Annotated in this window: 31 protein-coding genes; 5 read left to right on the forward strand and 26 right to left on the reverse strand. The window is 65.5% G+C overall.

Going from position 1 to position 26,518, the window contains the following annotated elements:
• Positions 1-22: 22 nt before the first annotated feature.
• From K940_RS0108015 to K940_RS0108030, 4 genes are all read right to left on the reverse strand, one after another.
• On the reverse strand, positions 23-592 hold the full coding sequence (locus tag K940_RS0108015) for a Clp protease N-terminal domain-containing protein (RefSeq protein WP_028477103.1): 570 nt from the start codon (positions 590-592) through the stop codon (positions 23-25).
• Positions 592-813: a hypothetical protein gene (locus K940_RS0108020; protein WP_028477104.1), complete on the reverse strand. Its 222-nt coding sequence runs from the start codon at positions 811-813 to the stop codon at positions 592-594. Before K940_RS0108020 ends, K940_RS0108015 begins: the two co-directional genes overlap by 1 nt.
• Positions 814-944: 131 nt before the next feature.
• Positions 945-2,030, reverse strand: coding sequence for a PLP-dependent cysteine synthase family protein (locus K940_RS0108025; protein WP_028477105.1), 1,086 nt, complete (start codon positions 2,028-2,030; stop codon positions 945-947).
• Entirely contained in the window at positions 2,027-2,389 is a 363-nt protein-coding gene (locus K940_RS0108030; RefSeq protein ID WP_028477106.1) for a DUF4229 domain-containing protein, read from the reverse strand. Before K940_RS0108030 ends, K940_RS0108025 begins: the two co-directional genes overlap by 4 nt.
• Positions 2,390-2,570: 181 nt before the next feature.
• Here K940_RS0108030 and K940_RS0108035 point away from each other — a divergent pair, with 181 nt between their 5' ends.
• Positions 2,571-2,780: a BldC family transcriptional regulator gene (locus K940_RS0108035; RefSeq protein ID WP_028477107.1), complete on the forward strand. Its 210-nt coding sequence runs from the start codon at positions 2,571-2,573 to the stop codon at positions 2,778-2,780.
• 117 nt (positions 2,781-2,897) lie between these two features.
• On the forward strand, positions 2,898-3,104 hold the full coding sequence (locus tag K940_RS0108040; protein ID WP_028477108.1) for a hypothetical protein: 207 nt from the start codon (positions 2,898-2,900) through the stop codon (positions 3,102-3,104).
• A 447-nt stretch (positions 3,105-3,551) separates the two neighbouring features.
• Here K940_RS0108040 and ccsB read toward each other — a convergent pair whose 3' ends face one another.
• The 6 genes from ccsB to hemL form a co-directional block, all read right to left on the reverse strand.
• Entirely contained in the window at positions 3,552-4,520 is a 969-nt protein-coding gene (gene ccsB, locus K940_RS0108050) for a c-type cytochrome biogenesis protein CcsB (RefSeq protein ID WP_028477109.1), read from the reverse strand.
• 2 nt (positions 4,521-4,522) lie between these two features.
• On the reverse strand, positions 4,523-6,232 hold the full coding sequence (locus K940_RS27410; protein ID WP_051406982.1) for a cytochrome c biogenesis protein ResB: 1,710 nt from the start codon (positions 6,230-6,232) through the stop codon (positions 4,523-4,525).
• On the reverse strand, positions 6,229-7,071 hold the full coding sequence (locus tag K940_RS0108060) for a cytochrome c biogenesis CcdA family protein (RefSeq protein WP_028477110.1): 843 nt from the start codon (positions 7,069-7,071) through the stop codon (positions 6,229-6,231). The genes K940_RS27410 and K940_RS0108060 overlap by 4 nt, the downstream gene beginning before the upstream one ends.
• Positions 7,072-7,377: 306 nt before the next feature.
• A complete protein-coding gene (locus K940_RS0108065) occupies positions 7,378-8,010 on the reverse strand; it encodes a TlpA disulfide reductase family protein (protein WP_028477111.1) in 633 nt (210 codons plus the stop codon).
• Positions 8,007-8,672: a histidine phosphatase family protein gene (locus K940_RS0108070; protein ID WP_369797482.1), complete on the reverse strand. Its 666-nt coding sequence runs from the start codon at positions 8,670-8,672 to the stop codon at positions 8,007-8,009. The genes K940_RS0108065 and K940_RS0108070 overlap by 4 nt, the downstream gene beginning before the upstream one ends.
• A gap of 449 nt (positions 8,673-9,121) precedes the next feature.
• Positions 9,122-10,459 carry a glutamate-1-semialdehyde 2,1-aminomutase gene (hemL, locus tag K940_RS0108075; protein WP_028477113.1) on the reverse strand — a complete coding sequence of 446 codons (1,338 nt, stop codon included), beginning with the start codon at positions 10,457-10,459 and terminating at the stop codon, positions 9,122-9,124.
• A 173-nt stretch (positions 10,460-10,632) separates the two neighbouring features.
• Between hemL and K940_RS0108080 the strand changes: the two genes are divergently transcribed.
• Positions 10,633-11,028, forward strand: coding sequence for a hypothetical protein (locus K940_RS0108080; RefSeq protein WP_028477114.1), 396 nt, complete (start codon positions 10,633-10,635; stop codon positions 11,026-11,028).
• A 7-nt stretch (positions 11,029-11,035) separates the two neighbouring features.
• Here K940_RS0108080 and K940_RS0108085 read toward each other — a convergent pair whose 3' ends face one another.
• The 5 genes from K940_RS0108085 to hemB all read right to left on the reverse strand — a co-directional run bounded on the left by K940_RS0108085 (position 11,036) and on the right by hemB (position 13,986).
• On the reverse strand, positions 11,036-11,257 hold the full coding sequence (locus K940_RS0108085) for a hypothetical protein (RefSeq protein ID WP_028477115.1): 222 nt from the start codon (positions 11,255-11,257) through the stop codon (positions 11,036-11,038).
• Positions 11,258-11,379: 122 nt separating this feature from the next.
• Entirely contained in the window at positions 11,380-11,643 is a 264-nt protein-coding gene (locus tag K940_RS0108090; protein WP_028477116.1) for a hypothetical protein, read from the reverse strand.
• A complete protein-coding gene (locus K940_RS27415; protein WP_051406983.1) occupies positions 11,640-12,164 on the reverse strand; it encodes a hypothetical protein in 525 nt (174 codons plus the stop codon). Before K940_RS27415 ends, K940_RS0108090 begins: the two co-directional genes overlap by 4 nt.
• A gap of 323 nt (positions 12,165-12,487) precedes the next feature.
• Entirely contained in the window at positions 12,488-13,003 is a 516-nt protein-coding gene (locus tag K940_RS27420; protein WP_081706227.1) for a hypothetical protein, read from the reverse strand.
• Positions 13,004-13,008: 5 nt separating this feature from the next.
• Complete coding sequence (hemB, locus tag K940_RS0108110) at positions 13,009-13,986, reverse strand: porphobilinogen synthase (RefSeq protein ID WP_028477117.1); 978 nt, start codon at positions 13,984-13,986, stop codon at positions 13,009-13,011.
• Between the two features lie 256 nt (positions 13,987-14,242).
• On the opposite strand from hemB, the gene K940_RS27425 reads away from it, so the two are divergent.
• Entirely contained in the window at positions 14,243-14,515 is a 273-nt protein-coding gene (locus K940_RS27425) for a hypothetical protein (protein WP_036527871.1), read from the forward strand.
• Positions 14,516-14,707: 192 nt separating this feature from the next.
• Here the strand turns inward: K940_RS27425 and K940_RS0108120 are convergent, their stop codons facing one another.
• The 5 genes from K940_RS0108120 to K940_RS0108140 all read right to left on the reverse strand — a co-directional run bounded on the left by K940_RS0108120 (position 14,708) and on the right by K940_RS0108140 (position 20,285).
• Positions 14,708-16,270 (reverse strand): bifunctional uroporphyrinogen-III C-methyltransferase/uroporphyrinogen-III synthase, encoded by a 1,563-nt coding sequence (locus K940_RS0108120; RefSeq protein WP_028477119.1) that lies wholly within the window; start codon positions 16,268-16,270, stop codon positions 14,708-14,710.
• Between the two features lie 64 nt (positions 16,271-16,334).
• On the reverse strand, positions 16,335-17,390 hold the full coding sequence (gene hemC, locus K940_RS0108125; protein ID WP_051406984.1) for a hydroxymethylbilane synthase: 1,056 nt from the start codon (positions 17,388-17,390) through the stop codon (positions 16,335-16,337).
• Entirely contained in the window at positions 17,387-18,832 is a 1,446-nt protein-coding gene (locus K940_RS0108130; RefSeq protein WP_028477121.1) for a glutamyl-tRNA reductase, read from the reverse strand. Before K940_RS0108130 ends, hemC begins: the two co-directional genes overlap by 4 nt.
• Positions 18,833-18,941: 109 nt before the next feature.
• Positions 18,942-19,787: a redox-sensing transcriptional repressor Rex gene (locus K940_RS0108135; protein ID WP_028477122.1), complete on the reverse strand. Its 846-nt coding sequence runs from the start codon at positions 19,785-19,787 to the stop codon at positions 18,942-18,944.
• Between the two features lie 237 nt (positions 19,788-20,024).
• Positions 20,025-20,285: a glutaredoxin family protein gene (locus K940_RS0108140; protein ID WP_028477123.1), complete on the reverse strand. Its 261-nt coding sequence runs from the start codon at positions 20,283-20,285 to the stop codon at positions 20,025-20,027.
• A 156-nt stretch (positions 20,286-20,441) separates the two neighbouring features.
• Between K940_RS0108140 and K940_RS0108145 the strand changes: the two genes are divergently transcribed.
• Positions 20,442-21,458 carry an HAD-IB family hydrolase gene (locus K940_RS0108145; RefSeq protein ID WP_028477124.1) on the forward strand — a complete coding sequence of 339 codons (1,017 nt, stop codon included), beginning with the start codon at positions 20,442-20,444 and terminating at the stop codon, positions 21,456-21,458.
• A 99-nt stretch (positions 21,459-21,557) separates the two neighbouring features.
• Here the strand turns inward: K940_RS0108145 and K940_RS0108150 are convergent, their stop codons facing one another.
• The 6 genes from K940_RS0108150 to K940_RS0108175 all read right to left on the reverse strand — a co-directional run bounded on the left by K940_RS0108150 (position 21,558) and on the right by K940_RS0108175 (position 26,358).
• Positions 21,558-22,565, reverse strand: coding sequence for a lysophospholipid acyltransferase family protein (locus K940_RS0108150; protein WP_028477125.1), 1,008 nt, complete (start codon positions 22,563-22,565; stop codon positions 21,558-21,560).
• The gene (locus K940_RS0108155; RefSeq protein WP_051406995.1) at positions 22,562-23,635 is read right to left on the reverse strand and encodes an NAD-dependent epimerase/dehydratase family protein; all 1,074 of its coding nucleotides are present in this window, start codon (positions 23,633-23,635) and stop codon (positions 22,562-22,564) included. The genes K940_RS0108150 and K940_RS0108155 overlap by 4 nt, the downstream gene beginning before the upstream one ends.
• 209 nt (positions 23,636-23,844) lie before the next feature.
• Positions 23,845-23,946: a 30S ribosomal protein bS22 gene (locus tag K940_RS31500; protein ID WP_003402602.1), complete on the reverse strand. Its 102-nt coding sequence runs from the start codon at positions 23,944-23,946 to the stop codon at positions 23,845-23,847.
• Positions 23,947-24,170: 224 nt separating this feature from the next.
• Complete coding sequence (locus K940_RS33495) at positions 24,171-24,455, reverse strand: helix-turn-helix domain-containing protein (RefSeq protein WP_369797483.1); 285 nt, start codon at positions 24,453-24,455, stop codon at positions 24,171-24,173.
• Positions 24,456-24,619: 164 nt separating this feature from the next.
• On the reverse strand, positions 24,620-25,438 hold the full coding sequence (gene proC / locus K940_RS0108170; protein ID WP_028477128.1) for a pyrroline-5-carboxylate reductase: 819 nt from the start codon (positions 25,436-25,438) through the stop codon (positions 24,620-24,622).
• A gap of 26 nt (positions 25,439-25,464) precedes the next feature.
• On the reverse strand, positions 25,465-26,358 hold the full coding sequence (locus K940_RS0108175) for a thioesterase family protein (protein ID WP_081706223.1): 894 nt from the start codon (positions 26,356-26,358) through the stop codon (positions 25,465-25,467).
• Positions 26,359-26,518: the final 160 nt, after the last annotated feature.

Raw genomic sequence — 26,518 nt, forward strand, 5'->3', positions numbered from 1 at the left:
ACGACAACACATGTCCGCTCGCTCAGGCGACGCGGTCGAGCAGTGCGTGCACCTTGGGCCGCAAATCGTCGAGCGCGGCGGCGGTGACGAACAGAGGCAGTGTGGTCTGGTTCGACACCCGCAGGATGCCGAGCAGGATGTGTCCGGACTCGATGGTTTTGTCCTTGCGGGAGACAGCCTCGCGCAACGCCGACTCGAGTACTTTCTTGGCGTCTTTGGTGAACGGAATGTGCCGATAGCCCCAAGAGCGACCGGAGCGCGGTGATTGCGCGACGGCATCATCGAGCGCGTCCTCGCCGAAATGGGCCTGCAGCGATTCTCGGACAGCGTCGAGATCGATACCGATGGAACGCAAGGCCTCAGCGTCTTCAACGCCGAGGGGATCACCCTTGCCGCTCTCCGAGAGCTTGCGGCGCACGCCATCTCTGGTGATCCCCGACTGTACGAGCAATGCCGTCAGTTCCGGCTCACCCTGTGCCAACAGTCCGAGCAGTAGGTGTTCCACATCGATGGTCGATGAGCGCAAGGAACGCGCTTCTGTCTGCGCACCGACGACCACCGATTTCGCCGACCGGCTGAATCGTTCGAACATCAGCGAACCCTGCCTTTCCTGTTGTACTTCTGATGGACTGCTTGCTTGCTGACCTCGAGCGCTTCGGCGATCGCCTGCCAGGACCAGCCCTGGGCACGGGCGTTGTTCACCTGGATCGCCTCGAGACGTTCGAGCAGCCGTCGGAGTGCGAGCACCGCGCGCAGCCCGACCTCGGGGTCGGGACTACCCGCGGCGTCCGCCAGAATGGTTGCCTTCTTCATGGCGTCAATTAAACTTGACGGCCGTGCATTCGTCAAGCAAAGTTGACGATCGACGGCGCGCAGGGACCGATTCCGGCGTCGGCGAACAAGACGACCGCTCGAGTCCAGTCATCGCGGACTCGGAAACCCGCTCAGGCGTCCCAGGTCCCGGTCATCAGAAACTTGTCCAGGATCGCGGTGGGCTCAGCAAGACTCAATCCCTGGGCCGCGACCCACTCGTCATCGAAATACGTTCCCGTATAACGATCCCCGCCGTCGCACAGCAAGGTGACCACACTGCCGGCGCATCCCTCGGCGATCATCTCGGCGATCAGCGCGAAGGCGCCCCATAGATTGGTGCCGGTCGATCCGCCAACCCGGCGACCCAGGCGTGTGCTCGCACATCTGGCGGTCGCGATGGAGGCTGCGTCGGGCACCTCGAACATGCGGTCGACCACCTGGCGGACGAAAGACGGTTCCACACGGGGACGACCGATCCCCTCTATACGCGAAGGCATTCCGGTTCCGTAGGCCGTATCGCCCAGTTCGTAACCACCGTAGAATGCGGAGTTCTCCGGATCGACCACAGCCAATTTCGTTGCGTGCCTGCGATACCGTATATAGCGGCCGATTGTGGCGCTGGTGCCGCCCGTGCCCGCGCCGACCACGATCCACTCCGGCACCGGGTTGGTCTCGAAAGCCATCTGCTGGAAAACCGATTCGGCGATATTGTTGTTGCCCCGCCAGTCGGTGGCGCGTTCGGCGTGCGTGAACTGGTCCATGTAGTGACCACCGCATTCGGTCGCCAGCCGCGCCGCCTCGGAGTACATCTCCGACGCGCGCTGCACGAAATGACAGCGACCCCCTTGCGCCTCGATCAGCGCGATCTTCTGCGGGGACGTGCTCGCGGGCATCACCGCGACGAAGTCGAGACCGAGCAACTTCGCAAAGTAGGCCTCGCTGATCGCGGTCGAGCCGGAAGACGCCTCCACCACCGTAGTGCCCTCGGTGATCCAGCCGTTGCAGATCGCATACAGAAACAACGAACGAGCCAGACGGTGCTTGAGGCTGCCGGTAATGTGCGTGGACTCGTCTTTGAGGTACAGCTGCACGTTCCATTCGACGGGTAACGGATATCGCAGCAAATGGGTGTCCGCGCTGCGCTGGGTATCGGCGTCGATCAGTCGCACCGCATTGTCGACCCAGTCACGCGGCACGCTGCGATCACAGGACTTCACGGCGATGTCGGCTCGTCGGGCGGGATCTGCGGGTCCACGCCGCGCAGCTGAGCGCGCAACCGAGCCTTGTCGCTACGCCTGCGCTCGTCGATCACGGCGATATCCTCGTTGACCCGGGTACGCAGCCCCTTGAACAGGGTCAGCGACAGGGGCATGGCGATGATCAAGGCGAGCAACACCGCGACCACCAAGGGGACCTCCACCCCCACCGGCCTCGCGGCCAGGATGATCACCGCGGTCAGCGCAACCACCAATACCAACCGGGCGCCGGTGTACAGCGCCAGATTGGGGACGAGCCGACGTCGTGCGGCGGTGGTTCGCTGTCCCGAACCACTTTCTGATGGAGTTACGTCACGCACGGCTCCAGCCTATGCGAAGCTGTTGCCCACCCCCGGTGCAGACCCAGAACCGGGGCAGGCGCACATCCGTTTTGTCCATTACCTCCGCTTTACCAACTGTAGATAGTTCGAGTACCTAGGGGTTTCAGTGCGACGATGGCGCCATCTGATGAGGGAACTGTCGAGAACGGAGAGGTTTGCTATGAGTGCGATCACCGTCGGCGGCCAGGACACCCTGCTGACTCCGGGCCAGGTTGCGGCCCTGTTCCATGTCGATCCCAAGACCGTAACGCGCTGGGCCCATGCCGGACGCCTCGGCTCACTGCGGACACCAGGCGGACATCGCCGGTTCCGCGAGTCCGAAGTACTCCAGCTGCTCAAGTCGCTGACCACCGAGGCGAGCGCGCACTGATCCTCGGCAGACGGGCCCGTCGGGCAACGGGCCCGTCTCGTTCCCAGCTGAATTTTGGTATCCGCAGTGTGCCTGGGTCACGTCCGCGACTACCCTCGTAATCAGGAGGTGAGCGACGTGACGTACCTGTTGGCACTCATCGCAGTGGTGGCAATCGCGGTGTTGTGCTGGAAGGCGTTCGGCCTGGAGAGGACCGGACCCACCGCCCCGCAAACCCGTTCACCACAACGCAAGCGCGTCATCGGACCGGATGACGACCCGGAGTTCCTCTGGCACCTATCCCGCCAGCACCGCGACGGCGAGCCCGGTCCCGGGGACCATTGAGTTCGGTCCTGAGAAACATCGACGCGGCGCGACCGCGTCGCCCGCGGTAGCCCCGCTGTGCTCGACGTCCGTGAGTTCCTCGTCGCACGGCGTCGTGCGACGGGCCAACAGGCGGGTCGACGGGGCAGCACCAGAGATGTGCGCTGCTGCGGTATTGCCCACTTCGGTGGGCACCGGCACGACTCGAGACGGCGACGATGTTCGTACCGCTTCGTGTCCTCCACGAGTTCGCAGCCGGGAGCATGACTTTCGTCACTGCAGCTGTGGTCCTGGCGTCGATGCTCGGGTAGCCGACCAGCAATTCCGCGACTTCGACGGCGACTTCGACGGCGGAGCCTTCCTGCGATCCATTGCGCGCGCCGCGGGTCCCGGCCCGGGACGTTCCCGAGGCCCGATTCGGCACCACCGCGTACTGAGGACCCCCGAACGAGTAGCCGGCAAGCCCGATCAGTTCAGCCCGGCATACGAGTGCAGACCGTTGACCACCATGTTGATGAAGAAGAGGTTGAACAGGTTTGCGGCGAACGCCGCGATATTGATCCACGCCGCTCTGGTGGCCCGCCAGCCAGAGGTGGCGCGGGCATGCAGGTAGGCGGCGTAGAGGACCCAGGTGATGAACGAACCCGTTTCCTTGGGATCCCAGGCCCAGTAGCGTCCCCAAGCTGCCTCGGCCCAAATGGCGCCCAGGATGACGCCCGCGCCGAAGAGCGGGAAACCGATGACGGTGGCCGTGTAGGCCAGTCGATCCAAGGTGCGGGCATCGGGCAGCCGGCGGGCGATGGACCCGAATACATTGTTCGACTCCGCGCCGTCCGGCTGACGCCGCAACCGGTACAGAAACAGGATGCTCGCCACACCCGCGAACAAGAACACACCGCTGCCGACGCTGACGATGGTGACATGCACCGGCAACCAGTACGACTGCAACGCCGGCACCACCGGGGCAGCCTCACTGTGCAGCACGGTGCCCGCGAGGAACAACAGGATCAGCACCGGCACCAACAGGAACGCCCACACCGACCGATGCCGCTGTTCGCGCAGGAACAACAACCCGGTGAGCACGGCTGCGGCCGTCGCCATGGTGATGAACTCGTACATATTGCCCAGTGGGAAGCGATGGGTCGAAAAGCCGCGTAACACGATGGCGACCACGTGCAATGCGACGGCAACGACGAGCACCGAGAATGCCATGTTCCCAACTCGCTCCGACAGCGAGCGGCGCTGGGGCTCGATGATCCGGCCCGGCCCCTGCGGCGCGGCCCCGCCACCCACCGATGCCAATTCGCGTTCGACGACCCGGTGGCCGCGTGCCGTCGCGTACTGCCAGAACAGCAGGGTCAATGCCAGCGCGTACACCACGATCGCCGTCTTGAACGAGAAATCGCTGTATCTGGCCAGAGTTTCGTCGATCGGCATCGTCACTCTCCCGTGGCAGTGGTCTCACTGGCGTGTGGCGCAGTAGTGTCGGCGCCCTGCGGCACGACTGCCTTTGCGTCTGTCGGGTCATCGAACAAACGCACGCGTAGCCGGTCGAACTCGCCTCCCCAACCGGCGTGATCCGTCCTGGCGAGTCCACCCATCTCTACTACTGTGCGTCGTTGCCCTACAGTACCCGCAGGGTCCGTGGCCAGGTGCACGCGCACCCAGATTCGCCGCCGCTTGACCAACAGCGAGACCAACAGCCCCGCCATCATCAACACCGAACTCACCAACACCCACTGCTGCGCAGGATCGTGCGAGACCTGAAGATTCACGAACTCCTGCGCGCCGTCGAACGTGACCGTGGTGCCGTTGGGCAAGGTGGTCGACTCCCCGGGGCGCAGATTGACCCGGTCCTCCTTGGTCAGCCGACCCTGGCGGATCTGTTCGGGATCCAGGGCGAACAGCGACTGTGGCTTGCCGGTATCCAAGCCGGTGTCGCCACGATAGATGTCCACCGCGACGGCTGGGTCGTTCATTTCGGGAAATGCGGAGGTCAGAAGTGACCCGTGGAATCGCGCGGTCGGCGCGAACAAGCCCTCGATGGCGATCTGGTTCCGGCGGCGCTCCTCGTCGGTGGGGTACATGCCGCCCGGTGGATCGATGCGCAGAACTCCGCTGGACAGAAAGGTCATCGCATCGTCGGGACGCCACTGAACGGTCTCGGTGCGGGTCCGTCCGTCGGGGAAGGTCACCGTGAAGGTCGGTGCGTACCCGTGACCCTGCAGGTAGATCCGATCGCCGCCGACTCGCAGCGGGTGATTGACCTGTATCCGGGTGGGCTGCCAGGTATTCGTCCGCAGGTCCTCGCCCGCTTGGTAGGTAATGTCCGCGGTGAACATCTCGGCTTGTCCATTGCTCAGGTAGTCGGCCTCGAAACGTTGGACACGCACGCATATCGGAGTCATACCGGTACCGTCGTTGACATTGCCCGCTCTGAACGAGTCGAACGCCGCCGGCGAGGTGGTGCAGAAGCCGGGGCCATTGTTCGCCAACACGATGACATGACCCTCGTAGCCGAACAGCTTGCCCAACGCGATCGCCACCAGTAGCCCGACCAGCGCCAGATGGAACACCAGGTTGCCCAACTCCCGGGTGTAGCCCTTCTCCGCGGACAGGGCCAGCTCGCCGTCGCGAGGACCAGTGCGGATTTCCGCACGCCAGCCGCGCAGCTGAGCTCGAGTGCGCTCCATCACCGCGGTGGGAGATTGCGCGACGGTGCTCGAGTAGTGGTACGGCAGCCTCGCCAGATTGCGGGGCGCGCGCACCGGCGGCGTCCGCAGCGCACGGTAGTGGTCCAGGGACCGCGGCAGGATGCAACCGACCAACGAGATGAACAACAACACATAGATGGCCGTGAACCAGAAACTGGAAAACACGTCGAACAGTTGGAAGCGATCCATCCATGGACCGAGCGTGGGCCGGTTGGCGAGGTATAGCGCGACCTTCTGCTCGTTGAGGTCGCGCTGTGGCAGCAATGCACCGGGGACCGCCGCAAGCGCGAGCAGAAATAGCAGCACCAGTGCGGTGCGCATACTGGTGAGCCCCCGCCAGGTGTTGCGCAACAGCGCCCATACCCTACCGGCCCGGGACTGGCGTGGGGGCCTGTCGGGGATCTGGGCCGTGCGGGGCTGGTCGGTCACGGTCATATCGGCAAAATCACCTCGGAGACGAATGCATCGCGCACCCAGGCTACGAACTGATCCCATAGTCCGGTGACCAGTGCGATGCCGACTGCGACGAGCAGCATGCCCCCGACAATTTGAATGCTGTGCGAATGTCGGCGCAGCCAGCCGACCCCACGCAACGCACTGGCCGACCCGAACGCGAGCACGATGAACGGCAATCCCAGACCGAGGCAGTAAGCGACGATCAAGGCGACGCCGCGCGCTGCCGTCGTCCCGTCGGTACCCGCGGCCACCGCCATGACCCCGGAGAGGGTCGGACCCAGACACGGCGTCCACCCCAGAGCGAACACTCCGCCGAGCAGCGGCGCGCCGACGATACCGGTGAGCCTGCGTGGCTCCATTCTGGTGTCACGCTGCAACAGCGGCACCAAACCGATGAACACCAAGCCCATCAGAATCGTCACCACGCCGCCGATGCGTTGCAACAGCTCACGGTTGACATTGAGCGTTTGTATGACTCCGAACACCGTGGCGGTAGCCAGTACGAAAACCACCGTGAACCCGGCGACGAACAGTCCGGCCGCGCCGGCAACCCGGACCCGTCCCGAACGCAACGACCGTGCCATGGTGCCCGCCACCGGTCGTCGACTGCGAGATCGCGCGGCCTCCGCAGCGGTCACGGGTGGCGCTTCGGCGCCGACCAGGCCGGCCAGATACGACAAGTACCCCGGCACGAGCGGCACCACGCACGGCGAGGCGAACGACACCAGACCCGCGAGCAAGCATGCGCCGAATGCCAGCAATAGCGGCCCGGAGGCGGCTGTCTGCTGGAACGACTCACCTACTCCGGCAAGCACCATGGCAGGGCCTCCCCGACGTCTGGCACGGTGCGCCCGGGTCACACACCGACTCGTCTCGGGCATCGTCGTTCGAGCGACCGCCGCGGAGCAGCGATACTCGACGCTCCGTTGCGGCCGGCTCTTGCTGCTGTTCGTCCGCGGTGACGTCGACTACGGCGAATTCCAGCAAGGATGCCGCGGCAACGCTGCGCGGCACGGTAGCGATCCCCGCCCACCGATCGTCGACAGCCCACCCCCCGCCGATGCGTCGGGCGCCCTGACGCGGCCGACAGGCGCGGGGGGTGTTGCGGGTACGGCGGTCGCGATTCACTGTGATTCCTCCGCGGCGATACGGTCGACCACCGGTCGCAGATCCTCGGCGAGCAGGGACCGCAAGAATATTGCGGCCACCCGATGCTGCCTGTCCAGGACGAGCGTGGTGGGGATGACACTGGTGGGAAAATTGCCGCCCAGCGCGAGCAAGGTGCGCATGGACGGGTCGTAGATGGACGGGTATCCGACATTGTTGTCGATGACGAAATCTTGGGCCTTGGCCTGCTGGAGGTCTCGGACATTGATGCCGAGGAACGCGACGCCCTTGTCCTTGGTCGCCTCGTAGACCTCCTCCAGGGCCGGCGCCTCGGCCCGGCACGGACCGCACCACTGACCCCAGATGTTGAGCACCACGACCTCGCCCGGGTAGTCCGCGACCGAGGTGATCTTCCCGTCCTCCATCAGGTCCGGACCGGACAGTTCACCGATGGTGCCGCGGGTGTCGGGCGGATCGTAGAAGATATCGATCTTGCCGCCCGGCGAAACGAAATCGAACGTACCGCCCGAGGCGACCGCGTCCGAACCGGTCGCACATCCGGCGAGCACGGCGACCACGGTCGTACACGCGAGTAGAACCGACAGCACCCGCCGGTTGCGAGTGGCGACTACCGCGGTCGAGCCAGTCATGCGCCGTGTACCGCGGGGTTCGAACCACCTGCCGGTTCGGAGTAGACGATGTCGACGAGAGTGTCTCCCTGATAGACCAGCGATGTCAGTGACGCGAGCGAACACTGCCGACGGCGTGGGTCGTGCCAGAGCCGCTGGCCTTGCAGGAATCTGCGCAGCGTCCACACCGGCAGCTGGTGGGAAACCAGCACGACCTCGCGGCCGGCCCCCTGGACGCGCGCCTTGTTCACTGCGGCGAGCATGCGGTGTGCGATTTGCAGGTAGGGCTCCCCCCAGGACGGGGTGAACGGATCGCGCAACTTCCACCAATGGCGCGGCTTGCGAAGTGCGCCGTCTCCGACCGAAACGCGCAGCCCCTCGAACGTGTTACCGGCCTCGATGAGGTTCTCGTCCGTCTGTACGAGCAGATCGTGCTGTGCGGCGATCGGTTCAGCGGTCTCCTGCGCTCGCTGCAGCGGGGAGGCGATGACCAACGCGATGTCGTGATCGTTCAGTGTCCGCGCCACCGCACCGGCTTGCGCTCGGCCGGTGACCGACAGACTGAAGCCGGGCAGTCGCCCATAGAGGATGCCGTTCGGGTTGTGCACCTCGCCGTGCCGCAACACATGCACGATCGTCTCCACCGGCGCGGTAGCGCCCGGGTGCGGCCGTCGACCGGTCAGGGTCGGGTTTGCGGCCGAGGTGACGGGTGTGGCCGAATCGGCAGCGGAACCTTCACTTTCGGCCGGATCGACCGAATTCCCCTCTCCAGGACCGGTTGTCCGCGCGGCGGCTGCGGCAAAGTGCGCACCCGCGTCGACAACACTGGATTCGGTGGAATCGGCAGCCGTGGTCGGGGACTCGCTCGCGGCACCCGCGCTGGCGAACTGCTCGCCCGCATCGATCACGGTCGCTTCTGCGACGATGCCCGCTGCCGCTTCAGCGACGATGCCCGCTGCCGGGTCGGCCGTGTCGGAGGCCGCGCCACCCGGCTCGGTGGCCGGCGGCGCGGTATCCACGTTTCGCGCAGCCCCGACCCCCTCCTCGCCGGAAGTCGAGCCACCGGCGTCGACGCCGGTCGTGATGGTTTGCTCATCGGGCCGGCCGGCATCGGGCTGATCGAGATCGGAGCTCACGCGCGGGATCCTTCGGGTGTGGCGGCGGCCGCCGCGAGTGCGGCGGCGGGCAGGGCGGCTGCGATCCGGTCGAACGCATTCTCATCGAGTGCCGCGGAAACGAACCATGCTTCGAACGCACTCGGCGGCGCGTAGACACCGTGGTCGAGCAACGCGTGGAAGAACGCTGGATAGCGCCAGGTCTCACTCGCCTGAGCGGCGGCGTAATCGGTGACCGGGCGTTCGGCGAAGAACACGCTCACCATATTGCCGGCGAACTGGACGCGATGCCCGATCCCCACAGCGGACAGCGCCGCACCGAGCAATTCGCCGAGTCGTTCGGCATTGCGGTCCAGCGCAGCGTAGACGCCGTCGTCGGCGGCGCGTAGCGTTGCCAGTCCTGCTGCCACCGCAACCGGGTTGCCCGACAACGTACCCGCCTGATACACCGGTCCCAGCGGCGCAAGATGATCCATGACATCCGCGCGCCCCCCGAACGCTGCAGCAGGCAGTCCCCCGCTCATCACCTTGCCGAAGGTATAGAGGTCGCCGGCGACGTTTTCCCGGCCGAACCAGCCTGCTCGGCCGACCCGGAATCCGGTCATCACCTCGTCCATGATCAGCAGGGCCCCGTGCTCGCTGGTCAGTGCCCGCAGGCCCGCATTGAACCCGGGTAGGGGAGCGATGGCGCCCATATTGCCGGCCGCCGCCTCCGTGATCACGCAGGCGATCTCGCCCGGGTTCTCCGCGAACGCCGCGGCGACCGCATCCAGGTCGTTGTACGGCAACACGAGGGTGTCGGCGGCCTGAGCACCGGTCACACCAGGCGAGGTCGGCAGGCCGAGCGTCGCGACGCCGGATCCCGCGTCGGCGAGCAAGGCATCCACATGTCCGTGATAACAGCCCGAGAATTTGATGATCTTGGCGCGACCGGTGAACCCGCGAGCCAGTCGAACCGCGCTCATCGTGGCCTCGGTCCCCGAGTTCACCAGGCGCACACGCTGCACCGGAGCGACTCGGTCCACGAGCACGTCGGCGAGCTCGACCTCGGCCTCGGTGGGCGCACCGAACGACAGGCCAGCTCGAGCCGCCCGGCCCACCGCCTCGACGACCGCGGGGTGCGCATGCCCCAAGATCATCGGACCCCAGGAGCAGACCAGGTCCACATACTCGTTGCCGTCGACATCGACGAGTCGGCAACCCTCGGCGGAGGCGATGAATCTCGGCGTGCCGCCCACGGATCGAAATGCCCGCACCGGGGAATTGACCCCGCCCGGAATCAGCGAACTCGCTCGGTCGAACAGCTGGGTGGAAACCGACGCCGCTGCGCCGGTCACACGCGGAGAAGAACTCACGATGTCCAGTCTCTCAGCCCGGGCGAAACTATCCGACGACAGGGTGTAGTGCGGCGAGCCGGTCCGGGGGCCTCGGACAACACGCCGGAGTGATGATTCGCGCGGATTTCGATCGCTGATCGGTTGCTGATGCGTAATGTCGGGGACATCGTCCACCGGCTGGGAGGGTCTGCATGCGGATTGCCATCATGAGCGTGAGTGTGCTCGCTGGGATCGCCGCCGTCGGCACGGCGCTGGGCTCCGGTTCCGCCGTCGCCGAGCCCGGAGACCGGCTCGGCGACGGCCGAATCGGCATCCATCTCAACCACGACGCGACCACGACCTTGGCCGGAGGGCCGATTCCAGCAGTGATCACCATGATCGTGCCACCCGACCGAATCGGTGCTGGCCTGCGCAGCGACTCGACCATCTACCGAGACGAACACGGCCGGGTGCACGCGTCACTGCGCCAAGTCGTACTGGAGGCGGCCGAGCATCCGGATGGGACGGTCACCGTCTATCTCAATGCCCCCGGTACGCACGGCGGCCGCGTTCTCGATATCTATCAGCACTGGAATCGAGGACAGTGACGATAGATCAGGTGTACATGCAGGGCGCTTCGGCCGATACCGTATGCAGCAAACACATGAACGAGTTGTATGGACCCGCAGAACCGGAATCCGGTACCAGAATCGGCAGATCGACAGCGGTCGTGTCCTGCAACGGCAAGCCCGGCTCTGCGCTCGCCTGCGCGGCCGGGGCGCCCAGGGCCGCCGTCACGGCGAACGCCGCACAGATCTTCACGACACGTCTGCTCATCAAGCACTTCCTTCATCGAGGCGCGTTTCAACTGCAACCGAAATACTAACGGCTGCACGAATATTCTCGACCACGCGCAGGAGGCATCGGCGCCGAGACGAGGGCGAGTAGCGGCCGCTGAGTCAGCGCACGCTGTCGATCGGTCCGCGGATCCGACGCGCGATCCTGGCCACAGCGTCGATCGCGAGCACCCCCGCCACCGCGACCAGCACCGCAGCCAGGATCTGCCAAGGTGGGGCGTAGCGTACGGCGGTGAATCCGGGCACATCGCCCGAGGGCGCGAAGTCTGTGGTACGGACACTGTTGCGCCAGCTCGCAATTGCTCCCAGCAACGCGAGCACCGCCAGAACCAACTCCAACAGCACCGCGATGCCCCGGCGCCTCACCTGCCGACTCCGTCCTCGTCGGCACCGGGCTCCACAACAGTGTTCTGCCGCAGAGCGGCCGGCTGGTCAGTCGCCGTGGCCAGTGCCGCGCGCAACGACTTGTGATCCTTGGCCCATGCCTGCACTAGCGCGCCGTCGACCAGTCGCAGCCCGATACCCGTGCGGCGGCGCGGCACTCCGGTCAATTCGCCCAGCGCTGGAGCCGATTCCCACTCCAACGCGCCCCGGAACTTCTCGTCGCGTTCGGGAAGCACCTGCGCAATCGCGGTCACCGCGATCGACTCCGTACCCGAGCGCAACGTTGTGGGGGTGAGTTCGACACTCACGTGCCGCTTACCCGCGACGACCTGCAGCGCGACAAAGCCGGCGATCAGTACCGCACAGAATGCCAAGGCGAACCAGTGCACGGATTCGCCCGTACCGAACTCGAGAACGAGAACGACAGCGCACAGAATCGGCCCATAGGCCACCGCCCGCCAGCGGGCACCCGGTTCGGAGAACAGAACCGCAGGCGCCGTCACGCCGAAACCAAGACGGCCGTACGGGGCGAAACCATGGAGAGTGAAATCAGTGGGTCCTGCCGGGCAACAACAACAGGGCGATGGTCAGCACCGCGAACAGAACCAGCAGGCTCCACACGGCCAGATCTCGCCGAACGCTCTGCGACTGCTGGATCACCACTCGCATCGATGCCTCCGATCCTTCGAAGCCATCTGTCGAACTCCCGCACGTATCGCGAACCACCGCAAGGCACTCGACTACCAGCTTCCCTGTCCACTGTGACAGCTCTCACTGTACAGGTCGAACTGTCTCGGACAAACCGAGAACCTGTTCCACCACCAACTCAGTGCCTGCCCGGTTGGAAGTAGGCAGCCGAGTCCGGACGATGGGACAGATAGATTGCACCGACCGCGAACACTGCTTGCACGATGGACACACCGCCCGCCACCAGCGCAGCGATCCCGGCCGCCGATTCGGTCACCACCAGTGCGCCGACGCCGGTCACCGCCGCCCAGACACCGAACACCGTCAGAACCGTCCGGGCCCAACGCTTGCCGCGGGCGAACTGGCGCACGATCACCAGAGCCAGCGCCGTGAATGCCAGCCCGACGAGCGCCACGACCACGAACGCGAGTGTGACCATCGACTCGGCGCTGGCCATCGTCAGCGCCGTGCCCTGCGCACGAGCTTGCTCGATCAAGTCTTCGGCGACCACCCGCCGCTGGGTGAACAAGGCAACGATCGACGCCACGAGGTACACCACACCCAGGCCGATGACGCTCCACCACAACTGCTGCGCGGTACCGACGTCCTTCGGCATCGAGACCTGGGCTGGCCGAGTGCCGAACGGTCCTGCCATGGTGATCACGCCAGCCAGTGCGCGGCCTCGGTGGCCCAGTAGGTGAGCACGATGTCCGCGCCGGCACGGCGAATGCCGAGCAATGACTCGACAACGGCGCCCCGACGATCGATCCAGCCTCGTTCGGCCGCCGCCGTGATCATGGCGTACTCACCGGAGATCTGATACGCGGCCACCGGGACACTCGACCGGTCGGCGACATCACGCAGAATGTCCAGATACGACAACGCCGGCTTGACCATGACGATGTCCGCACCTTCGGCCAGGTCCAACTCCAATTCCCGAACCGACTCACGACGGTTGGCCGGGTCCTGTTGGTAGGTTCTGCGATCGCCGACCAGCGAGGAACCCACCGCCTCGCGGAAGGGGCCGTAGAACGCCGAGGCGTACTTCGCAGAGTAGGCAAGGATGCCGGTATCGGTTCGTCCGACTGCATCGAGACCGCGACGGATCGCGCCGACCTGTCCATCCATCATTCCGCTGGCGCCGAGCAGGTCCGCGCCCGCCTCGGCTTGAGCGAGCGCCATCTGCACATAGCGGTCCACGGATGCGTCGTTGTCGACGCCGCCATCGGCCGCGAGCACGCCACAGTGGCCGTGGTCGGTGAACTCGTCCAGGCAGGTGTCGGCCATGACGACAGTGGCGTCGCCCACCTCGCCGGCGAGCGCGCGCAGCCCACGATTGAGGATCCCCTCGGGGTCGGACGCAACGCTGCCGACCGCATCCTTGTCCTCGGGGCGAGGCACACCGAACAGCATGATCCCGCCCACACCCGCCGTCACCGCGTCGGCGGCCGCCTTGCGCAGCGAGTCGAGGGTATGTTGCACGACGCCGGGCATCGAGCCGATCGCACGGGGCTCGTCCAGACCATCGGCCACGAACATCGGCAAGACCAATTGCCGTGGCTGCAGTGTTGTTTCGGCCACGAGCCGACGCAGAGCCGGCGTTCGGCGCAACCGCCGTGGGCGGTCCATTCCGGTCATGGAACGCACGATACGCCCGGTGTGATCCTCGCGAACGCTCAGACCCATGCGGAACCGGGGTGCAACGGCCACACCGGGCAGGTGCGCGAGCACGTCGTGGTCTTCGGCGATCCACGGCTGCCACGGTATCGACGCCCCTCGCCCACCGGCCCAAAACGCGAAAATCGTTGTGGCCAGCGAAGTTTGTCGTCCCGGCACGGTAGAATCGAAGACGACCCGAGGGGCCTCGCCCCTGATTTCCACGGGAGGGACATCAGTGCACACGCCGGGAACCGTTCTCATCGATCGCCCCTACGCCCCCATCCGAAAGCACGCACTACCGCCGGGCCGTCCACGGGCATGGTATGTCACCCACAACCGGCGGCTGAAGGCCATGCGCTTGGCGATCGCTCTGCTCGATTCGGGTGTCTACGCACCGAGTTACGCCACCGACAAGCGCATCAGGCACACCGCGGAGCTGATCGGCATCCGCCGACCATCGGACGTCACCTGCACAATGGTGCGCACGCTGATGCGCAAGCGGTACTGAGCTCCCATGGGTGAGACCGCGTGTCGTGTCCCGCGGACAACGCGACCGAGCTGTCCGCGGGCCGGCGCGCGCACATGGCCGACAGCATGGTCGGCCCTTTTTCGCCATGGTCGCGAAACCTATTCCGAGACAACGCGATACGTTCCGCACTCGGCCAGGGTCGTTTCGCGTCCGCGTCACCGCGTCCGGGGGTCAGCGACTGCGGCGACTCTTCTTGCGCGGCGGCGGCAGGAGCCCTTCGGCACGCAGGCGGGCGGCATGCTCGGCCAAGGCCTCGACCAGGGGACCGACCTGTGCCACGTCCGGCTGCACATCGACGCGCAGCCCGAACTCGATGGCAGTTTCTGCGGTCTTGGGGCCGATGCAGGCAACGATCGTGCGGGCATGTGGCTTACCCGCGATGCCCACCAGATTGCGCACCGTGGAGGAGGAGGTGAACAGGACCGCGTCGAACCCGCCGGTCTTGATCATCTCACGCGTTTCCGCGGGCGGCGGCGAAGCGCGCACCGTGCGATAGGCGGTCACGTCGTCGATCTCCCACCCGCGGTCACGCAGCCCCTCGGCCAGCGTCTCGGTAGCGATGTCCGCGCGAGGCAGCAACACCCGGTTCACCGGGTCGAATACGTCGTCGTAGGGCGGGAAGTCGGCCAGCAGTCCCTCCGAGGACTGTTCGCCGGTGGGCACCATCTCGGGATTGATGCCGAAGGAGCGGACCTTGTCCGCAGTCGCCTCACCGACGCAAGCGATCTTCACACCGGAGAACGCGCGGGCGTCCAAGCCGAACTCGGCGAACTTCTCCCACACCGCTCGCACTGCGTTCGTGGAGGTGAACACCACCCACTGGTAGCGTCCGTCGACCAACCCCTTGACCGCGCGCTCCATCTGCGCCGGACTGCGTGGCGGCTCCACTGCGATGGTCGGGACCTCCATCGGAATGGCGCCGTGCGTGACGAGTCGTTCGCTCATCTCGGCAGCCTGGTCTTTGGTACGCGGCACCAGAACGGTCCAGCCATACAGGGCACGCGATTCCCACCACGACATCTTCGAGCGGTGTCCGACCACCTTGCCGATGGTTACCACCAGCGAGCCGACCAATTCGGAGGCCGCACTGTTGAGTGTGGCCAGGGTGGCCTCGATAGTGCGCTGCTGGCGTGTGGTTCCTCGCACCGTCACAGCGACCGGCGTCTGCGGCGCCATTCCGTGCTCGACCAGAGCGCTCGCGGTCTCGGCCAGATGCCCGGATGTCGCATGCAGCACGAGGGGGCCGGGAGCAGCAGCGAGGGCGGCCCAGTCGACCTCTCCGCGTACGTCGGCCTCGGTGTGTCCGGAGCCGAGCGCGATGCCCGCATAGCTGGGCACAGCGGATCCGTTGGGCAGACCTGGCAGTACCTCGAAAACCATGTGCGACCGAGTAACGGCATTGACCTCGGCGATGACCGAATCGGTGGTCAACGGGTCGCCAGCAACCACGCGGACCACGTCGCGACCAGCGCGGGCTTCGGATATCAACGTCTTGGCCACATCGACAGGTTCACCGAGAGCGGGTCGCACATCGACCGGGCGCTCGCCATCGGGGTCCGGTTCGACCGCGCTACCGATCATGGCGAGGACGCCTTTGTCGACATCGGGGTCGGTGAACGCCAACGTCGCCCGACCGATCGCCTCACGGGCTCGTACAGTGAGCAGCGCCGGATCTCCGGGACCCGACCCGACGAACAGGATCCGACCGGGGTGCTTCTTGGCGGCTCGACTCATGCCTGCACCTCGCTTGCGCTGGGCACGGGCACGCCCGAAGGCTTACTGCCTGTGTTTCGCTCGCTCATTGGCTGTTCTCCATTGGGCTGGGATTGGGCAAGTCGGTGGTGGGCGAGTTGGTCACTGGAATGCTGGGACCGTCGTCCATTTCGAGGGCGAGCAGGTCACGCGCCCCCATGTCGAGCAACTCGCGGGCGAGTGAGCGGCCGAGCTCCATCGCATCCGCTGGAGAGCCGATCACCGATGCACGCAACACATCGGATCCATCGACAGCCGCGGCACATGCGCGTAGCGAGAGTTCGTCCACCAGACGTCCCTCGTCGTCGAGCGATTCGACCACCTCTGCAAGCGCGCCGATCGGCGCCGTGCAGCCGGCCTCCAACTCCGCCAACAGTGACCGTTCGGCGAGCACCGAGGCCCGGGTCGCTGCATGATCCAGGCCCGGCAAGATCTCGAGCAGAGCCGCGTCGTCGCTGCGGCATTCCACTGCCAACGCTCCCTGAGCGGGGGCCGGCAGCATTTGCATCGGCTCCAATGCCTCGGTGACCGCATCCAACCGGTTGGTGCGGGCGAGTCCAGCCCGAGCCACCACAACGGCGTCGAGCTCACCCTCATGGACCTTGCGCAACCGGGTATCCAAATTGCCGCGTAGCGGGACGACATCCAGGCTCAGGCCGAGTGCTCGTAGCTGCGCCGCACGACGCGGCGCCGAGGTCCCGATCCTGGCCCCCGCTGGTAGCTCACCGAGCACCAAACCGTCGCGCGCCACCAAGGCGTCCCGCGGATCCTGCCGCAGCGGGATTGCGGCAATGGTGAAGCGCGGGTCCTGCGCGGTCGGTAGGTCCTTGTAGGAATGCACCGCAATGTCGATCGCGCCGGCGGCCAGTTCGTCGCGCAATGCGGAGGTGAATACGCCGACACCGATCTTCTGTACCGGGTCGGCCGACAGGTCGCCCGCGGTCTTGACCACGACCAGCTCGGCCTCGTGTCCCGCGGCGACCAGTTCGTCGCGCACCATCCCGGCTTGGGTGAGCGCGAGCTGGCTGCCTCGGGTTCCGATCCGCCACGGCGCACGAGCGCCGTCGGCTGCCGCATCGCCTTGTCGATGCACCATGGTCATGCCGTCTGCCCCTGTTCCTCGCCACGATGTCCAACGGTGAAGTCGTCGGCCAACGCGATCTCTCCATCTGTCAGTGCGATCTCCGCGCGTTCACCGACGGGCGGGGCAGTGATCTCCATCGGTGCGGCCACTGCCTGTGCGGCACCGGGTTTCAGTTCGAACAGCTCACGTAGTGCCTCGGCGTAGCTGTCTCCACCCGGGGTGGAGGCCAACTGCTTGACGCGCACCGTGGGCGCATGCAGCAGCTTGTCGACCACTCGGCGCACCGTGCGCGCGACCTCGACGCGCTCCGGGTCGGCGAGCCGGGGTAGCCGCGAATCCAGGCGGAGCAACTCTGCCTCGACCACCTCCGCGGCACGCTGCCGCAATGCGGTAACCGTCGGAGTGACCTCGGCCATCCGTTGTCCGGCAAGGTACTTGGCGAGTTCCTCGGCGATGATCGAACGGGCAGCGGCAGTATCCGTGGAGGCGGCGCCCGCCGCAGGATCCCGTTGCAATGTCTCGATATCGATGAGCGCCACCCCAGGGAGCCCGGCCACGGCATGCTCGACGTCACGCGGCAATCCGAGATCACAGAACACAAGAGGTCTTTCTGCCTCGGCGAACTGCTCGCCTCGCTCACGTTCGGCGAGCGCGCGATGAGCATCGGCCAACGTCACCACCGCACCCACCGCTCCGGTACAAGTCACCACCACGTCGGCCGCGGCCAATGCCTCGACCATCCGAGACAGGTCCTGCGCGTGGGCCGCGACCCCGTAGGTACCGGCGGTCTCCGCGAGCCTGCTTGCTCGCCCGAGAGTGCGATTCACCACGATGATGCGCCCGATTCCTGCACGCGAAAGATGAGCCACCGCAAGGCCGCCCATCGCGCCCGCCCCGACCACTGCGGCCGTCCGTCCGGCCAACGGACCCAGCGCCTGCTGCGCCCGATCCAGCGCAACCGACACCACCGAGGCGCCGGCACGATCGATGCCGGTCTCGGCGTGCACTCGCTTGCCGACGCGCAGTGCCTGTTGAGCGAGCTCGTGCAGGGTCCGCCCGACCGCCTGCTGCGCATCGGCGGAGATATAGGCGCCGCGTATCTGGCTGAGCACCTGTTGCTCGCCGACCACCATCGAATCCAAGCCGCTGGACACCGCGAACAGGTGCTCGACGGCGGCCTCGGCGTAACGGACGTAGGCGTACTTGGTCAATTCACCCAACGGCAAGCCGGAATGCGTGGTCAGCAGGTCGCTGATCTCGGCGAGCCCGCCGTGGAAGGCGTCGACCACCGCGTAGACCTCCACCCGATTACAGGTGGAGACGATCATCGCTTCGGACACGTGGCTGGAGGCGAGCAGGCGGTCGATCAGCTTCGGCCGGTCGGTGTCGGTGACAGCCACCCGCTCCAGCACCGACACCGGCGCGCTGCGGTGCGAGATGCCCACCAGGAGAACACTCATGCCACACCCTTTCCGGCATGCGCCGACCCGTGGCTGGTCATGCTTTGCTGCCTCCTCCGGACTCGACCGCTCCTCCAGGCGCGCTGATCGATTCGCTCGCTGCGCTCACTCATGGTGTGACCACCGATCCCTTGCTGCTTGGCTCCGTTGCCGTATGCGAGGCTGCTGCATGCGGAGTTGTCGAATGCTGGAGTGCCGGATGCGGGGGCGCCGGGCGCTGCGTCGACGGACGGTGCGCGACCCGGCGTGAACCAGCGTGCACGACTTCGGGCGGCGAGGCCTGCTCCGCACTGCGCACCCGATCGAACGACAACATCTGCATTTCGACCGCCAGATCGACGCGGCGAACCTCGACCGTCGGCGGTGTGATCAACTCGCAAGGAGCGAAACTCAGAATCGACTGCACACCCGCCGCGACCAGTCGGTCACATACCTGTTGCGCTGCGTGATCGGGGACCGCGATGACCGCGATGGTGGGTTGCAACTCCGATATCGCAGCGTTCGATCCGGCGATGTCGCGTACTTCCAGTCCAGCAACCGACAGGCCGACCACGTCGGGATCGCTGTCGAAGATGCCGACCACGGTGAAGCCCCGCTGCTGGAACCCGTCGTAGCCGACCAGTGCCCGTCCCAGGTTTCCAGCGCCGACCAAGGCCACGCGATGACCGTGCGCGAGGCCGAGCACATTCTCGATCCGGGAGCGAAGCTTGGCCACGTCATAGCCCACACCGCGAACACCGCTGGGGCCGAGGAAAGACAGGTCCTTGCGCAACTTGGCCGAATTGACACCCACCGCGCCGGCGAGTTCCTCGCTCGATACGATGGAAATATCGTCGTCGGCCAATGTGGCGAGAACTTGAAGATATGTAGCCAGCCGCCCGACCGTGGCCTGCGGGATGTCCTTCTGCAGAGCCCTGCCGGAGACGCCATATGACGCCTCATGCTGCTCTGTCACGTCGTCGACTCCTCGTCCTGGCCCTCGGGCAACAGGTTCGTCGCTCGACCCTCTGGCCCGGGGCGGGCCGGTGCCATGGTGTCGAAGTTTCGGATTACGGGCGGCCCCGCAGGCCTCGGCGTGCGGGTCGCGTGTCACCACCGTAACTGCTTGTGAAGCCCTGGACAAAGTCGGTGAAATTGGCCTCATTTTGGGCCTCCACCAGCACTACGACCGAACCGGGCTCGGCGCCGGCGCTCAGCGCTGCAGATCCGCGCGCAATCGCGCCTCGTCGACGTCGAAATAGCTGTGTTCGCGGCCGTCGAGCAGAACGACGGGAAGTCGGTCTCCGTACTCTGCGCGCACCTCGGGATTGGTTTCGGCGGCTTCGTCGACGTCGACCGTCTCGGGTTCGATGTCGAATTCGGCACAGACGACGCGTAGCTGCTCGAGTGCGTTGGCACACAGGCCACAACCCACTCGCGTCAGCAATGTCACCGAATGCGTGGAAGTTGTCATAGGGACATTGAAACGAGGGTCGGACGCCAGCCGCGACATGGTCCTCGCCACACCATTGTGTCAGGCCCTGCCTTATGCGGTAGCCGTTACTCGATCCGGCTAGTGTTGACTTGGTTCGCGCGACGGGCGGAGGTACTGGTGCCGGAACGATCGAAGGTGGCAAGGGCCGGATTCATCGCGGGACGATTCGGTGAGTTTCCGGCGCGATGGAACCTGAGTCAGGTGGGCCAGGGCTTGCAAGACCAACTCGCTCGCATCTCGCGCAGCCCCTTCGGCCCGAGCAAGGAGGAATTGCGCGCCAATCTGGCGGGCGAGGCGAGCGCGGATGCTGCGCTGACACTGCACGACGCAGAGTTGGCCGCCGCGGGCACGGCGCAGCCCACACTCGCCGAGGCGCCACGAGACCTGACCGCAGCGGCATTCTTCGATGTGGACAACACCATGGTGCAGGGTGCGTCGATCGTGCACTTCGCGCGTGGTCTGGCGGCCCGCAAGTACTTCAAGACCTCCGATCTGATGGACGTCGCCTGGAAACAAGTGAAGTTCCGGGTCACCGGCAAAGAAAACAGCACCGATATGGCCAGCGGAAAGGAAAAGGCGCTGGCGTTCATCGCCGGGCGCTCGACGACCGAACTGGCTGCCCTCGGTGAGGACATCTACGACGAAATCATTGCCGACAAAATCTGGCCCGGCACCCGCGCACTTGCGCAAATGCACCTGGATGCGGGTCAACAGGTGTGGCTGGTGACCGCGACGCCCGTCGAGTTGGCCCAAGTGATCGCGAAACGGCTCGGGTTGACCGGCGCGTTGGGCACGGTCGCCGAGAGTGTGGAGGGGAGGTTCACCGGCCGCCTGGTTGGCGATATCCTGCACGGTCTCGGCAAAGCGCACGCGGTACGCACGCTCGCGATCCGAGAAGGCCTGAACCTCAAGCGATGCACCGCATATTCCGACAGCCACAACGATGTTCCGATGCTGTCGCTGGTCGGTACCGCCGTGGCGATCAACCCGGATTCGGATCTTCGAGAGGTTGCCAAGAATCGTGGCTGGGAGATCCGCGACTTTCGAACCGGGCGTAAAGCCGCAAAGATCGGGGTGCCGACTGCCCTCGTCCTGGGCGCGGCAGGGGGCGCTATCGCCGCAGCTGTGACGCGACGCCGAGACAACGCCTGACCTCGGCAGTCTGCGCCGAGTCCACATCCAGCCCGTTCGAGCACGCAACGCGATGTCGAGACCACTCGGCCGGTGAAACCGCTCAGCCGGTGAAACCGCTCAGCCCGTGAAGACGTTGCGGCGTTTGGTGAGCAGTTTGTACAGCGTGTGCTGGATCGTTTCGCGCACCTGATCGGTGACCTCGAACATGGTCATCGGGTCGTCGGCCGCCTCCGGCTCGTAGGCATCGGTCGGGATGGGGGCACCGAATTCGATGTACCACTTCGACGGCAATGGCACCGCGCCCAATGCGCCCAGGTGGGGGAACAGTGGCGTCACCGGGAAATACGGCAAACCCAGCAGCCGGGCCAGCGGCTTGAGATCGGCCAGCTTGGGATAGATCTCCTCCGAACCGACAATGGAGCAGGGGATGATCGGTACCCCGGTGCGCACGGCGGCGGCGACGAAACCGCCGCGCCCGAAGCGCTGTAGTTTGTATCGGTCGGCGTACTGCTTGCCGACGCCCTTGAATCCCTCCGGGAATACCCCGGCCAGTTCGCCGCTGCGCAGCAGGCGCTCGGCGTCTTCCCGGCATGCCAACGTATGCCCGGCTCGGCGTGCGGCAGCGCCGAGTACCGGCATCTCGAAGACCAGGTCGGCAGCAAGCAGGCGCAACACCCGTTGTTTGGGGTGGCGATCGTGCACAGCCAATTGCAGCATCAGACCGTCTATGGGCACCGTGCCTGCGTGGTTGGCCACGATCAGCGCTCCGCCTGCCTCCGGGATGTTCTCCATCCTGCTGACCTCGACCCGAAACCACAGGTTCGACAGTGGGCGCAACGCCGGTAGGACGACCGATGTGAGCAGGTGCTCGTCGAAGCCGAACTCATCGACCTGATAGTCGCCGCTGAGCCTACGCCGCGCGAAATCGGCAGTCTTGGTAATGCTCTTGCCGAGTGTGCCGCGTACCAGGCCCGACAGCGACTGCGCGGCGGGGGGCGTGACCGCTGCGCGATGTTCCACCAGCGATGTCACCGGCCTCGGAGCGGACAAACGTTGCGGGATGGACCGTCGACGCGCGTCGGCCTGCGGGTCATGGAGTTGGATGACCTTCGCTACGTCATTCATTGATATGCTCCCGTACCGGCCCCGATCAGGCCGAGCAGTTTGTGTTCTGCGGCGTCGATCCACGCCGGATCGACCACGGGCCGCAACGCTGCGCCCCCGATGAAGTCATCGAATGCCTGCACCGTCGTCCAACGCGGCGCGAACCGGAGTACGGTTCGCATGCGCGTGGTGTCCAGGCCACACCCGAAATAGAAGTATTCGAGCTGTTCGGCGGAGAACTCACGCATCACCGGGCCCATGAGCAGACGGCCCGCCGTGCGGAACACCGTGAACGGCACCGGCAATTCGATTCGGCCCGCCCGCCGAATCGCCTGGGACAAGGCCAGCGCGCCGTCACCTGCGATGTTGTAGGCGCCACTGGCTGCCGTCCGCGCCGCCGAAGTGAGCGCTGCTACTGCGTCCTCTTCGTGCAGCAGCTGCATACGCGCGTCCCGACCGAATACGGTGGGCGTTACCGGTGAACCCAGATATTGCACGCCGCGCGCGGCCAGCCGAGGACCGACGATCGGGGCAAATCGCAGAATTGACGTGGCGATATCTGGGCGCCTGCGAGCCAAGCCGCGAACGTAGCCCTCGATTTCGACCATATCGCGGGCAAACCCACCCTGCGGAGGGGTACGCGCACTCATTTCTTCGCTGAATTTTGCCGGATCTTTCGCACTGCACCCGTATACCGCCGACGAGGACCGCAGTACGACCCGGCGCACCGATGGCGCCTTCTGACACACCGCGAACAGTTGCATCGCGCCGAGCACATTGTGGTCTTTCATCACCGCGCGGCCGCCGCCCATCGGTGGGCGCGACAGCACTGCGGCATGCACCACAGTGTCCACTCCGCTACCGTCGATGACCTTACGGATCAATGGGTTTCGAATATCCGCGCGGATGAACTCCGCGCGGCCCAGTCGCCGCTGCGAATCTCGTCCAGGTGTCATCGTGTCGACCGCCAGAATGCGCTCGATACCGGGATCCTGGGCAAGTCGGGCGACGACCATACCACCGAAGTACCGGCTGGCTCCGGTGACCAGCACGACCCTCGGTGTATGCCCTTCGCGACCCTCAGAACCCACCGGCACTCGCTTCCCATTGCCAGGCGCCACAGTGATTATTCCCAGTCCCTAGCGTAGCCGCTCGGTACCCGATCACTCAGAATATTAACCAGGATCTAACGATGACTTCAGTCACGCGATACGGATGGCGATTTCAAAATTGAAAGTTTCAAACGAAAAAACCCGTCACAAATTGGTGACGGGTCTTGTCGGCTATCGCACAGCGAGTCTTACTTGCCGAGTTTGCGACGCTGGACACGCGTGCGGCGAAGCAGCTTACGGTGCTTCTTCTTCGACATACGCTTGCGGCGCTTCTTGATCACTGAACCCATCGGGTTGTCCTCGCGTTCTTTCTACTCGGCGCGCACGCTCCCCGTGCGCGATTGCCGGACGTCCGCCGAGGATCCCAACCGACCCGGCTGGGTTTGCTCGGCAAGGCTCACGCCCCGTGTTCACGCCGCCGGACAGCTCGAGGCAACTCAGAGCATTGGCACCGACGGGCGAGCACGAACCGAGGAGAATGGTACCGGCTCGCCCCGGTGGTTCCGAAACCGCCTCATCCAGCGTCGAAATAGGATGTTTCGAGGTAGTCGTGCACAGCCTTGGCGTGCACCCGAAACGAGCGGCCGACCCGCACAGCAGGCAACTCGCCCGAATGCACCAGCCGATAAACCGTCATCTTGGATACCCGCATCAGAGTCGCCACTTCGGCAACCGTGAGGAATTGCGTACCGCTGCCGAGCACGGACTGCCCGGGCGAACCGACCTCGCGCTGCACACGGGAACTGCCCCGGCCGCCTGCAGAGCCAGAGCCGCCGGACGTTCCAGAATCCGCAGACATCTTGTTCGAAGACACCATCGCACCATCGACCTCCGGCACGTCCGCGCCACCGGCTTCCCCACCGGCGGAACAGACACGCACGTGCTCCTTGAAGCTTAGCGGGACCAGTGGTGTTACTGCGACGGGAGTGAGAAATCAGGCTCGGCCAATCGGAAACGAAACGGTCACTCCACCGACGAGCCCTGTTCAGCCGAGCGCCGCTTGGCCGCGTGCATTCCTTCCAGGAACATCGAACGCAGTCCACCGCGCTCCAGCTCACGCATCGCAGCCGCGGTCGTGCCTGCAGGCGAGGTGACCGCGACACGAAGTTCCGCGGCCGTCTGGTCCGAACTGTCCAGCAGCGCGGCAGAGCCGATCATGGTCTGCACCACGAGTTCGGTAGCGACGTCCCGGGCGAGACCGAGGCCGACGCCTGCCTCCACCATGGCCTCGACGACCAGGAAGAAATAGGCGGGCCCGGACCCGGATACCGCTGTGACCGCATCCATCTGGTTCTCCGCAACGGTGACCACCTTGCCGACTGCGGCAAGCACGTCGGTCACCAGGTCCAGATGTTCTGCCCGCGCGTAACGGCCCGGCGCGATCACGCTCATACCTTGCCCCACCAGCATTGGCGTATTCGGCATCACGCGCACGACAGGAAATCCCGCAGGCAACTTGCCCTCCAGTCGAGCTGTCGTCGTCCCGGCCGCCAGCGAGACGAGTATCTGGTCGCGGTCGCCACTGAGTTCGGCCTTGCTCAGCGCAGTCAACACACTGTCCACATCGCGCGGCTTCACCGCGACCACCAGCAGATCGGCACCGACCACTCCATCGGCCACGTCGTCGGTGACCCGAATACCGAAACGACCGGCGATCACATCGGCACGTTCTCGATGGGTCTCCACGACGACCAAGTCTTTGGTCATCCGTCCGGACTCCAGCAACCCGGCGGTCAACGCCTCCCCGATTCGCCCACCACCGATTACCGCAATTCTCGTCATGGGCCTCAAGGCTAGACGGGACGTGATCACTCCCAACGTTGGGGAACGAAGGCCAATTGCCGACTCTGCGCGACGACCGCCCCGGTGGAATCGATCACCGTCTGATCCTCGTCGAAGATTCGCTCGCCCACCTCGTGCGCCGAGGCGATGATGCGTAGCCAACCCGGCGCCGGCCGACGCCGCAGATATGTCGTCAGCTGCACGGTGGGCGCCCACCCCACACGACCGAGGTTCATCGGTACCGGCGGGCTCATGTCGGCGCTCATCATCGCAAAGAACATGGCGACATCGGGGTCCTGCGCGTCGGCCGCGCGTGGACGTATCCACATCCGCAGGCGGGGTTCACCGGTCTCGCCACGCGCGAAGCGAGCCCATTCACTGTCGAGATAGGCCTCGGCGCCCTGACCCACGTGCACCACCTCACCCATCGGGGTGCCCGGTTCATAGCTGAATGCATCCTCGGATGGCTGCACCGGCATGTCGACGTCGTGCGAAATATGAATCGGATCGGCATCGTCGAGCCGGCCGAAGGTGAGAGCGGTGCGAACCATGACCCTCCCGCCCTGGACGAGGTCGACATCGGCGAGACAGATCTGGCGACCCCTCTTGCGCACGCGCACCTCGTATTCGACCTCACCAGGATCCGGAGCACCGAGGAAGTCCGAACTCGCGGCGATCGGAGCCATACCGGTCGGGGCGGCTTCAGAGGACCGCAGCCAGTTCGTCGCCGCCGCCGCGCTTGCCGCGACCATCGTGCCGCCGTGCAGCTTGGTGCCAATGGTCCAGATTCCGTCGATGGTGCCCAGGTAGCGGCCGGAATCCGGAGCGGACGCCGGCAACGGAGTCAGCGCACACACCCGACTGAAAGGCGCGTCATTCGCGGCCACTGTGCCGATATCGGCTGTCAGTTCCGTCGTCATCCTTACTCCTGATCCTCTACGGGCACGTTGCGATGACATCGCTGCGCCACGTGTCGCCTGCCGCAACGAGCTGTTCGTACAGCGTAGAACCAGGGGGGATGCGCGCTGAATTTCCCGGTGGTGGAAATGCGACAGTCATCACAGCGGGGTGATCGCCCGC

It is taken from the genome of Nocardia sp. CNY236 (assembly GCF_000482385.1).
In the GTDB taxonomy this organism is placed as follows: domain Bacteria; phylum Actinomycetota; class Actinomycetes; order Mycobacteriales; family Mycobacteriaceae; genus Nocardia.

Excerpts from the sequence above, each read along its gene's own strand:
- K940_RS0108015 (WP_028477103.1), bottom strand. The coding sequence starts at position 592 with ATGTTCGAACGATTCAGCCGGTCGGCGAAATCGGTGGTCGTCGGTGCG.
- K940_RS0108020 (WP_028477104.1), bottom strand. The coding sequence starts at position 813 with ATGAAGAAGGCAACCATTCTGGCGGACGCCGCGGGTAGTCCCGACCCC.
- K940_RS0108035 (WP_028477107.1), top strand. The coding sequence starts at position 2,571 with ATGAGTGCGATCACCGTCGGCGGCCAGGACACCCTGCTGACTCCGGGC.
- ccsB (WP_028477109.1), bottom strand. The coding sequence starts at position 4,520 with ATGCCGATCGACGAAACTCTGGCCAGATACAGCGATTTCTCGTTCAAG.
- K940_RS27410 (WP_051406982.1), bottom strand. The coding sequence starts at position 6,232 with ATGACCGTGACCGACCAGCCCCGCACGGCCCAGATCCCCGACAGGCCC.
- K940_RS0108060 (WP_028477110.1), bottom strand. The coding sequence starts at position 7,071 with ATGGTGCTTGCCGGAGTAGGTGAGTCGTTCCAGCAGACAGCCGCCTCC.
- K940_RS0108065 (WP_028477111.1), bottom strand. The coding sequence starts at position 8,010 with ATGACTGGCTCGACCGCGGTAGTCGCCACTCGCAACCGGCGGGTGCTG.
- K940_RS0108080 (WP_028477114.1), top strand. The coding sequence starts at position 10,633 with ATGCGGATTGCCATCATGAGCGTGAGTGTGCTCGCTGGGATCGCCGCC.
- K940_RS0108085 (WP_028477115.1), bottom strand. The coding sequence starts at position 11,257 with ATGAGCAGACGTGTCGTGAAGATCTGTGCGGCGTTCGCCGTGACGGCG.
- K940_RS27420 (WP_081706227.1), bottom strand. The coding sequence starts at position 13,003 with ATGGCAGGACCGTTCGGCACTCGGCCAGCCCAGGTCTCGATGCCGAAG.
- hemB (WP_028477117.1), bottom strand. The coding sequence starts at position 13,986 with ATGACCGGAATGGACCGCCCACGGCGGTTGCGCCGAACGCCGGCTCTG.
- K940_RS0108120 (WP_028477119.1), bottom strand. The coding sequence starts at position 16,270 with ATGAGTCGAGCCGCCAAGAAGCACCCCGGTCGGATCCTGTTCGTCGGG.
- hemC (WP_051406984.1), bottom strand. The coding sequence starts at position 17,390 with ATGACCATGGTGCATCGACAAGGCGATGCGGCAGCCGACGGCGCTCGT.
- K940_RS0108130 (WP_028477121.1), bottom strand. The coding sequence starts at position 18,832 with ATGAGTGTTCTCCTGGTGGGCATCTCGCACCGCAGCGCGCCGGTGTCG.
- K940_RS0108140 (WP_028477123.1), bottom strand. The coding sequence starts at position 20,285 with ATGACAACTTCCACGCATTCGGTGACATTGCTGACGCGAGTGGGTTGT.
- K940_RS0108150 (WP_028477125.1), bottom strand. The coding sequence starts at position 22,565 with ATGAATGACGTAGCGAAGGTCATCCAACTCCATGACCCGCAGGCCGAC.
- K940_RS31500 (WP_003402602.1), bottom strand. The coding sequence starts at position 23,946 with ATGGGTTCAGTGATCAAGAAGCGCCGCAAGCGTATGTCGAAGAAGAAG.
- K940_RS33495 (WP_369797483.1), bottom strand. The coding sequence starts at position 24,455 with ATGTCTGCGGATTCTGGAACGTCCGGCGGCTCTGGCTCTGCAGGCGGC.
- proC (WP_028477128.1), bottom strand. The coding sequence starts at position 25,438 with ATGACGAGAATTGCGGTAATCGGTGGTGGGCGAATCGGGGAGGCGTTG.
- K940_RS0108175 (WP_081706223.1), bottom strand. The coding sequence starts at position 26,358 with ATGACGACGGAACTGACAGCCGATATCGGCACAGTGGCCGCGAATGAC.